At 64.7% G+C, this 2506-nt stretch carries 3 protein-coding genes and 1 pseudogene; all 4 read left to right on the plus strand.

The window, feature by feature from the left end; all coding sequences use genetic code 11:
- Positions 1 to 88: 88 nt before the first annotated feature.
- Positions 89 to 256 (plus strand): annotated as a pseudogene (locus tag AC1D0Z_RS19530) (acetyl-CoA carboxylase carboxyl transferase subunit alpha); the annotation flags it as partial.
- 32 nt (positions 257 to 288) lie between these two features.
- Positions 289 to 1095: a phytanoyl-CoA dioxygenase family protein gene (locus AC1D0Z_RS19535; RefSeq protein WP_477659837.1), complete on the plus strand. Its 807-nt coding sequence runs from the start codon at positions 289 to 291 to the stop codon at positions 1093 to 1095.
- A complete protein-coding gene (tilS, locus tag AC1D0Z_RS19540) occupies positions 1064 to 2074 on the plus strand; it encodes a tRNA lysidine(34) synthetase TilS (protein WP_477659838.1) in 1011 nt (336 codons plus the stop codon). The genes AC1D0Z_RS19535 and tilS overlap by 32 nt, the downstream gene beginning before the upstream one ends.
- A gap of 144 nt (positions 2075 to 2218) precedes the next feature.
- On the plus strand, positions 2219 to 2506 hold a 288-nt coding region (locus AC1D0Z_RS19545), incomplete at its 3' end, for an amino acid kinase family protein (RefSeq protein ID WP_477659839.1).

Below are 2506 nucleotides of genomic sequence, written 5' to 3' on the forward strand. Positions count from 1 at the left end.
GCGCTCGTAACGGCGGTCCAGCAGTTCCTTGACCTTCAGGTCGCTGACCTGGCGGAAGGCATCGTTGAGGGCGCGTTTGAGGAACGCCGGCGCCCACCGCGACCACAAGCAGATGGCTGCGTTCCTCAAACGCGCCCTCAACGATGCCTTCCGCCAGGTCAGCGACCTGAAGGTCAAGGAACTGCTGGACCGCCGTTACGAGCGCCTGCAAAGCTACGGCCGATTCACCGACACGAAGGCAGACGCCGGGAAATAAGGCTTGCCGGCCAGGCTGAAGCAAACAAGACCATGGCCAGCTTGTCCGATCAGGAACTCAGGCATTACCGGGAGCAGGGCTACGTCATCCCGCAGTTCCGGCTCAACGACGCGTGGGTACGGCGCATGCAGGACGCGCTCAACACCCTGATCCGCGACAACCCCGGCGTGCGGCCCGAAAAACTCGTCAGTGCCCATATTGAAGGCAAGAACGACGAGGGCGTGCGCGGCAGCCGCGATTTTTTCGACCTGGCCATGAACCCGGACATCGTCGACCTCGTGGCGCAAGCCATCGGCCCCGACGTCGTCCTATGGGGTTGCCATGTGTTCTGCAAACCCGCCAGCGAAGGCTATGAAACACCCTGGCACCAGGACGGCCACTACTGGCCCATCCGGCCGCTGGCCAACTGCACCGTCTGGGTGGCGCTGGAACCGAGCACGCGTGAAAACGGCTGCCTGCGCGTGATCCCTGGCTCGCACGCCGGCAAACAACTCCACCCCCACCTGCACGAAGACCGCACCGACCTGACACTGAACCAGCGCATGGCCGACGGCAGCTTCGACGAGAACGAGGCGGTCGACCTTGAGTTGCAACCCGGGCAGATGTCGCTGCATGACATCTACATGATCCACGGCGCCAAGGCCAACACATCCGGCATCCGCCGTACCGGTGTTGCCTTGCGCTACATGCCTGGCACTTCGCTGTTTGACCGTGATTTGCGCCCGGCCGACGGCAAGACCGGCGTGGCCGTCAGTTTTGCGACGCGCCCATTGTGGCTGCTGCGCGGAGAAGACAAAACCGGCCGTAATGATTTCACGGTGGGCCACCGTGGCGCATAGCGGGTCCGCGAACGGCTCTGCGCAGGGTGTTACTGAAGCGATTGCCGCATTTTCCCCAGGCCTGCCGCTGGCCGTTGCGCTGAGYGGCGGCGCCGACTCCACCGCGCTGCTGGTAGCCTGCGCGCAGAAATGGCCGGGGCAGGTGAGTGCCATTCATATTCACCACGGCCTGCAAGCCGCGGCCGACGATTTTGAGCGCCGTTGCGTCGYGCTGTGCGAGCACCTGGATGTGCCTCTTGCCGTGCACCGCGTGAATGCCGGGCATGCCGCCGGCGAGAGCCCGGAGGATGCGGCCCGCAAGGCACGTTATGCGGCTTTCAGGGCTGCAGCCCAGGAGGGACGTGCGCAACCAGCTATTAAAAACATAGCAATTGCCCAGCACGCCGATGACCAGGTGGAAACCATGCTGCTGGCGTTGTCGCGCGGCGCGGGCTTGCCGGGACTGGCAGCCATGCCGGAGCGCTGGGAGCGTGACGGCCTCACCTATTACCGCCCGCTGCTGAAAGTGCCGGGGGCGTTGCTGCGCGATTGGCTGGTCGAGCGCGGCATCACCTGGGTGGAAGACCCGACCAACACCGACGAGCAGTTCACCCGCAACCGCATCCGGGCCCGCCTGCTGCCCGCGTTGGCGCAAACCTTCCCGCAGTTCCGTGACACCTTCGCGCGCAGCGCGCGACACGCGGCCCAGGCCCAGCGCTTGCTGGTGGAGGTGGCAGCGCAGGACCTGGCTGCGGTGGGCGTGCCGCCGGTGATCAAGTTGCTCCAGGCGCTGTCGTTGCCCAGGCAGGCCAACGTGCTGCGCCACTGGCTGACACTGCAGCAAGCCACCCCCAGCGCTGCGCAGCTTGACCAATTGCTGTCGCAGCTTGCCGCCTGCACCACGCGCGGCCACCAGATCCACCTCAAGGTGGCGACGGGGCATGTGACACGGGATGGCGCGTTGCTGCAGTACACCGCCGCGGCAGATAAGCCGGGCTAACTAGGTAGTAGTCCTAGGTATAATTGAAGGCTTTGCTGGCGAAGAAGGGCCGCTAAAAGCCCGCCAAACGGCGCTTTTTGCCGCCAGATCGCTAAAAGAAGCGCCCGCAAAAAATCTGCAACAACTTCCTGATTGAACCCTGCAATGGCATTGATCGTTCATAAATACGGCGGCACGTCGATGGGCTCCACCGAGCGCATCCGCAATGTCGCCAAACGCGTGGCCAAGTGGGCGCGGGCCGGCCATCAGATGGTCGTCGTTCCCAGCGCCATGAGCGGCGAAACCAACCGCCTGTTGGGCCTGGCCAAAGAACTGGCGCCTGCCAGGACGGGTGACGCCTATGGACGCGAGCTCGACGCGCTGGCCGCTACCGGCGAGCAGGCCTCCAGCGCGCTGTTGGCCATTGCCTTGCAGGCTGAAGGCATGCAGGCC

Source organism: Polaromonas sp. P1_E3 (assembly GCF_056405935.1).

What these genes read in the sequence shown, in the direction of transcription:
- AC1D0Z_RS19535 (WP_477659837.1), top strand. Translation starts at nt 289, where the DNA reads ATGGCCAGCTTGTCCGATCAGGAACTCAGGCATTACCGGGAGCAGGGC.